This is a genomic window from Luteitalea sp. (assembly GCA_009377605.1).
GTDB lineage: Bacteria > Acidobacteriota > Vicinamibacteria > Vicinamibacterales > Vicinamibacteraceae > WHTT01.
The window spans coordinates 22,520-29,131 of sequence record WHTT01000078.1; the positions used below are offsets into that span (position 1 = coordinate 22,520).

General features: G+C 63.7%; 6 protein-coding genes. 2 read left to right on the forward strand and 4 right to left on the reverse strand.

Going from position 1 to position 6,612, the window contains the following annotated elements; genetic code table 11:
- Positions 1 to 266: 266 nt before the first annotated feature.
- Positions 267 to 2,576 carry a hypothetical protein gene (locus GEV06_21690; protein ID MPZ20500.1) on the reverse strand — a complete coding sequence of 770 codons (2,310 nt, stop codon included), beginning with the start codon at positions 2,574 to 2,576 and terminating at the stop codon, positions 267 to 269.
- A gap of 56 nt (positions 2,577 to 2,632) precedes the next feature.
- Positions 2,633 to 3,748 (reverse strand): hypothetical protein, encoded by a 1,116-nt coding sequence (locus GEV06_21695; GenBank protein MPZ20501.1) that lies wholly within the window; start codon positions 3,746 to 3,748, stop codon positions 2,633 to 2,635.
- 560 nt (positions 3,749 to 4,308) lie between these two features.
- Here GEV06_21695 and GEV06_21700 point away from each other — a divergent pair.
- Positions 4,309 to 4,875 (forward strand): GNAT family N-acetyltransferase, encoded by a 567-nt coding sequence (locus tag GEV06_21700; GenBank protein MPZ20502.1) that lies wholly within the window; start codon positions 4,309 to 4,311, stop codon positions 4,873 to 4,875.
- 6 nt (positions 4,876 to 4,881) lie between these two features.
- Here the strand turns inward: GEV06_21700 and GEV06_21705 are convergent, their stop codons facing one another.
- Together GEV06_21705 and GEV06_21710 are read right to left on the reverse strand one after the other, a co-directional pair.
- A complete protein-coding gene (locus GEV06_21705) occupies positions 4,882 to 5,274 on the reverse strand; it encodes a hypothetical protein (protein ID MPZ20503.1) in 393 nt (130 codons plus the stop codon).
- Between the two features lie 42 nt (positions 5,275 to 5,316).
- Positions 5,317 to 5,823 carry a hypothetical protein gene (locus GEV06_21710; protein ID MPZ20504.1) on the reverse strand — a complete coding sequence of 169 codons (507 nt, stop codon included), beginning with the start codon at positions 5,821 to 5,823 and terminating at the stop codon, positions 5,317 to 5,319.
- A gap of 104 nt (positions 5,824 to 5,927) precedes the next feature.
- Here GEV06_21710 and GEV06_21715 point away from each other — a divergent pair.
- The coding region (locus GEV06_21715; protein ID MPZ20505.1) for a hypothetical protein at positions 5,928 to 6,612 on the forward strand (685 nt) is incomplete at its 3' end.

Below are 6,612 nucleotides of genomic sequence, written 5' to 3' on the forward strand. Positions count from 1 at the left end.
TCACGGGGAAGGAGCCAGCGACGATGGGCTCACTGAGGAGCTGGAGTTGCCCGTCAGTCTCACCGTATTTCTCGCATAGTCAACCTCGGAAGATACCACCGCAGCGATCATGCCAGACTGAACGGGCTCGCGTTGAGTCTTGTTGCGGTCCATTAGCTCATCGGGTCGCCGTTTGCCTGTGGAGCCCTTCTCGCCTGACGCCATGCCCGCATGAGCCGCGTGCGCGGTGCCTCTAGAGTCTGGGTGTCTGGCCCCGAATGACGTCGCTACTGTGTCCCGCTCTCCGCTAGAATCCGCCGATAGACCTCGCGTGCATGCTCGTAGGCCTTGGCCGCTTCGTCGCGCTCCTCCTCGGCGATCTGCGGCGCCTTCTGCCTCCAGCATTGATCGACCGCTTTCAAGCACCACTCGGCGCTGCGCCGTGACGCGCGAATAGGCTTCCCGCCTACGAGGACGAATATGGGATTCGTATGCGAAGAGGGGAGGATGCGCAGGGCAACCCAGCTGCTTCGAGCGATAGGCGCCTCGAATGACACCGCGCGCAGCTTGCCATCGGCGAGGACGTTCTTCGTGGCGACCGCTTGGCCGTTGACGATCAGCTCGACCGGCACCTCCCGCGTGTTACCGACTCGCGCTCGTTCGAGATCCCAATACGGCTTCTCGGCGAGCGGAGTACTTCGCACGACCGCGTTTGGCGCTTCGTCGAGCCTGGCTGCCACCTGTGCCGTCACGCGTAAGGTGGATCGACCGTCCAGCCGTAACTCGCTACGCCCCGCACCGACCGGCTGGTCGTTGACGCGGAAGTCGAGAAGATGACTCTTGCCGTCGGAGACATACGCCCGACCGTGCCGGATACCATCGACCCACGCATCGTAGCTCAGCTCTCCAGCGACCTTCACGTAGCTGCGACCCAGTCCTACGCGGTCACCATAGATGCACGGAAAGTCCGTCTCACCGCTGATCCGCGTGCGGAAGCCGGCGTTGAGCGTGTGGTACCAGATATTGAGCTCCCACGGGGCCGGCGTGTCGACGGTCGAGATGAAGTCCACCAGATCGTGCGCGACGGCGACGATATATTCGTTTGCGCCGATGCCGTCGAACTTTGGGACCTCGTCGGTCGGAATGGTCGTATCTTCGACCTCGAGGCCCCACCCCGAGTGTGCAAAGCCAACCACCGCATTCTGTGCCTTTCCCCATCGCAGGATGGGCAGCGTCCACGATGGCCAATCCTCGATGACGGCGGTTCCCGGATACTCCGGCTCCGTCAGGCGCAGCAGCACGAGATGGCCCGCATGGCTGGAGGGGAAGCCGGAGACCTCCACGTCGTAGTGCATCAGGTGCTCGGGCGTCGAGAGCCGATGGTCGCGGCCCTCGAAGAACTGTTTTTGAAAATAGTAGCCAGGGCCCCACGTGAGAATCGCACCGACGTTCAGGCCTTCGCCGACGATGTGACGAATCATGTCCTTCGGGAAGACGCCAATCGTTGGCGTCTCGTAGTGGAGGCAGCCGGCGGCGTGCACATGGTGATCGCCGGAGTACCAACCCAGGCGCGAGACGTCGATCCAACGCTGCAGCCGGCAGGTGACGGTCTGCCCGTCGCCCTCGCGGACCGACAGCGCCTGGCGCTTGGTGACGTACTCCGGGCCGCGGGTGTACTCGACGATGTAATCGCCAGGCGCCAGGGTGACCCGCTCGCCGTCTTCTCGATAGATCTGCGGGTGAAAGGAGAAATCCGGCGCCAGACGCTTGGCAGGGGACGGGTAGACGCGTCCCAGCGCATCTTTGATCACGAACGAAGCTGTCGTCGGCCGTTCCTGTTCGTCGAGCACGCGAAGCGTGACGTCCACGGAGGGCCGGGCGTCGAAGAGGATTGGGGCATTGTTGCGAAAGCCAATGTCCTGAGTGCCCTGGCCCACGTCGAAGCCGAGGACGGCTTCGCGCTTGCCGGCGTCTCGGCTATAGAGCTGAATGATTCGATACTCGAGCTCGAGGCCGGAGAGCGTTGGCGCCAGGGGGGGCTTGTCGAACATGCTGAGATCGAGCCAACGGTCCGCCACATCGCGCCGTGCGATCGTCTGCGGCGGACGCGGGTTCATGCTGGAGCCATCCGGTCCACGCGAGAAGACGGGTTTCGCCTGCGGGCTGTCCGCGCCCAACGGCGCCGTGACGCCAGCTTCGTTCCGCACTTTGACGAGGAAAGTGCGCCAGCCATTCTGCATTAGCTCGGGACGCGCTGGTCCCTGCGTCACCCTGACACGGCTCTCTGGATTGATGTGGATGTCGACGAGGCAGTGGCGATCGAGCACGTCCTGCAGCGCGAGCACGGCACGTTTCTCGTCATCATGGTCCAGGGCGGCCTCGAGCGAGCGCTTCTCGGCGGCACTGAGCGGCACGCCGAGATAGTCGAGGGCTTCGACCACGCGCGTCACTTGAGCCGCGAGCGGCTGGAGGCTGACGTTCTCGACCTTCGGAAGAGTGCTGCTGCCGTTTGCAGAGAACGATTCGGAGAGCCAGACCAGCGCCAGAAAGAACAGAGCTACCCTGACGACACCGGGGCTAGGATGCGCGACGCTCATACGTGAGCGTTCAGTGTACTCCCAATGCTGTCCAGTTAGGCCTGCCCTCGAGCGCGTCACTCTTGCGACTTCCACGATAGCTCCAGCCGATTCTCCGCAGCGAGCGTGACACGTGAATCGAACGGCGCGGAAGCGCGGCTGACTGCATCCACCAGCCAGGCAGAGTCCTGCGCCGAGGCGTGGCTCAGCCGCATCTTGACGATCTGCATCGGGCTGAGCCGAAGCTCGTGCAGCCGTCCGGTGGTGTTGTCGACGATAGGGAAGTACATCAGCGCCAAATCGCCCCGGAACTCTTCGTGGCCGCTGATGCCCTCATAGTCGTTGATCAGGTCGCCGCACCCATACAGCACCAGCTTGCCGTTGTAGACCTCGATCGGCCTCGGATGATGGGATGAATGGCCATAGATGATGTCGACGCCTCCGTCGACGAGCCAGTGGGCGAACTGGATCTGCTCATCTTCGATGTCGTATCCCCAGTTGCTTCCCCAATGAATCGATGCCACTGCGATGTCACCGGAGCGCTTGACACGCCGGACCCGTTCGACGATTCCACGGGCCGTGTCCTCAGAAAGATCATCGATCAGATCCACGCCTGGTCGATCCGTTGTCGCGGCCCATGCCGGCGGAATGCCGCTCGAAGTCGCGCCGAGGGAGAGAAGGATGACGCGCCGGCCGTCGACATCGACGAGGGCGGGTTGGCGCGCGCCTGCGGCGTTCTCGCCGGCGCCCGTCGTCTCGAGGCCGTGTCGGCGTAGCAGCGTGACCGTGTCGCTCAAGCCCGCGTACCCGTAGTCGAGGACGTGATTGTTTGCCAGCACACAGACATCGATGCGCGCCGCCGTCAGACACTCGATGTTCTGAGGATGCATGCGGTAGTTGATGCCCTTGCCTTTCCAGTGAGAGTCTTCGCACGTGACGGCGGTCTCGAGATTGATGATCCGCACCTGAGGGCCAGCCTCGTCGAGCTCGTCGAGCGCGTCGCCCCAGAGGTACGTTGGATCGCCGGTCCGGGGAATCGGGCCATTGGCCGCTTCGGCGAGCGCAACATACTCACGCGCGTCTTGTACGTAGGGCTCATGGATCGCTGGATCACTTGGATGCGGCAGAATTTGGTCGACGCCACGTCCGGTCATGACGTCACCGCACAGGGACAGGGTCAAGCGTTGTGTCATCCTGCGCTCATGTCGCCATCGAGCGTCACCTGTCCCAAGGCGATTGAGATTTACTGCAAACGAAGACGCTCATCGAGGTGGGTCGACCACCGCGCGATGCGGCGAAGCCGGCCTCGTGAAGGCGTACTGCTCAGCTCCGGTCCCGAATAGCGTGGAAGGCTAGCGGCGCGATGGCGCGGAGAGGGCTGCGAAAGCCGAGGATGCCGGAGGGCCACGCCGCCGTTGCGTCTTTACCATCGTCCTCCTCCTCGTCTTCCTCGTCGCCCTCCTCCGCCTCCTCGTCGTCGTCGTCGTCCTCCTCCTCGTCGTCGTCGGCGTCATCGTCCATCTCGTCCGCGTCCTCGTCGTCGAGATCTTCCGTGTCGTCTTCTTCCAGTTGGTCAGCTTGGATGACAGGCGCAGGGATACAGGAGACGAGCGGGGTGTCGAGCCACAGCAGCATAGAGCCTCCTCAATGCCCGAGCGAGGGCTTCCACAGGCGGCGCACAGCTTACCACATGGGGTTACGATTAGGTTCGAACTGCATGGGGAACGAACTGCATCGGGCGCCGGAGGTCTGCATGTTCGCGCTGACAATCGACGACGAGACATCGGTCGAGCTGCTCGAAGAGCACCATGCGGAGGAGCTCTTCACGGCCATCGATGCGAACCGCACCTACTTGCGCCGGTGGCTGCCGTGGCTCGACGCGAGCCGCCGCGCCGAGGACACCCGCGCCTTCATTCGGATGAGCCTGCAGGCGTTCGCGGCGCGCAATGGCTTCGCGTGCGGGTTGCGTCACGAGAGCCGCTTGGTCGGCGGTCTCGGCCTCCACAAGATCGACTGGCCCAATCGAGCGACGAGCATCGGCTACTGGATTGCCGAAGGGGCACAAGGGCGCGGCATCGTGACACGCGCTTGCGCGGTCCTGCTCGAGCATGTCTTCGGTGAGCTGGGCTTGAACCGTGTTGAGGTCGCATGTGCGACGGGGAACCGACGGAGCTGCGCCATCCCCGAGCGCCTCGGTTTCACCAGAGAGGGGATCCGGCGCGAGTCCGAGTGGCTCTACGACCACTACGTCGACCTAGTCGTGTACAGCATGCTTGCGGGCGAATGGAGAAAGCGGCGCACGCGAGCGGATAGTCCGTAGTGCCGATCAGAAGGTCAAGCGCGTGCTGAGACGGATGCTGCGGTTGCCGCTCGCACTGGTGATCTCCATGAAGTTAGGGCTACTCACGTCCAGGTTCGGGTTACCCCACTGCGGATGGTTGGTGAGATGAAACGCCTCGGCGCGGAACTGTAGCCGTGCCGTCTGGCCGATGTCGAAGGTGCGGAAGAGCGAGAGATTCAGGTTCCAGAAGCCGGGGGCCCGGACGCTGTTGCGGCCGCTCGTGCCGAACCGCTGCGCGCCGACCGGTGCCCACGCCGAGGGGTCGTAGTACTTCTCGTCGGGCCGGCCTTCGAAGCCTGAGGTTTGCCGTCCTTGGGCCACCTGATCTGCCGTTTGCTCATTGCCGCGCGCGTCGAGCGACGTCTCATCGGCGGTCACCGTGCGAGGACGTCCAGAGGCGGCGCTGAACGTGCCGTTCACCTACCAGTTGCGGATGAGCTGTGACAGGCTGCCGTTCGCCGATCGTCCGAACGGCAGCTCGTACGCCCACGCCATCTGGAAGTTGTGCGTGCGGTCGAAGCCGGCGAGAGCATAGTTCCGCTCGAACTGGCTCGGCGAGTTGTAGAGCAGCGCCACCCAGCCATCCTCGTCGGCCATATTCATACTCTTCGACCAGGTGTAGAAGCTGGGGAAGATCGCATCGTCGTTGCCGAGCGCGGTGTAACCGGTGACGAGCTCGGGAAAGCCGCTCTGCCTGACGTCTGAGCCGTTGGTGCCGGAGATGCCGAGCACGTCGAGGCCGTAGTTCGTGCCGTAGTCCGGCGGGCGGGTGGCGAGATCGAGCAGCGAATACCCGGCGGTCGTGTCGACGACGGTGCTGGGCGAGAGCGTCCAGGTTTGGCCCACGGTGCCGACATAGGTGCGTGATGATCGCACAATCAACACACGCCGGAACACGTTCTGCTGGCCAAAACGGCGCGCCGTCATGAGCTTGCTCGGCTGTGGTAAGTTGTCACGCGCACGTCATATGAGTCTCTGCCGTAGAGCATGACGTCATCGTTCCTCACACTGCCCACCGGACGAGGTGTTGCATGAAGTGTTGCGCCTTTTCGGCTCTCGCGCTCCGATTCATCGTGAGCGTGCTTGTGCTTGTTCTTCCAACGGCTCCCGAAGCCTCTGCCCAGAGCACGATGGGAGGAATCCGCGGTGTCGTCAGCGATGCGACGGGCGGCGTCCTGCCGGGTGTCACGGTGACCGTCGTCAACGTCCGGACCGGCGCGACGCGCGTGGCGGTCACTGACGAGGCCGGGCGCTATCTGTTTTCGAGCCTGGCGGCCGCGCCCTACACGCTGTCGGTCGAGATGCAAGGATTCGCGCCGGTGACACGCGACGGGATCGAGCTCGCCGTGAGTCAGACCATTGACGTGGACTTCACGCTGCGGCCCGCCGGCCTCGAAGAGGGCATTACCGTGACCGCCGAGGCGCCTGTCGTGAACACCGCGACCTCGGAGCTGGGTAGTCGCTTTGACACGAAGCATCTCACCGAGCTGCCCATCAACGGCCGCGACTACGCGCGGTTCAGCTTGCTGACGCCTGGCGCCGTCGCGCGCAGTAGCTTCATCGCGGACCTCACGTTCAATGGGCTTCACGGCGTCCACAATAGCTTCACCATCGACGGCATCGACGCCTCACGGGTCGACCAGCCGTATATGGGCAACGGCTACGAGCGCGGCGCTCGACTGTTGACGGGCAGCCTCGACAGCGTCCAGGAATTTC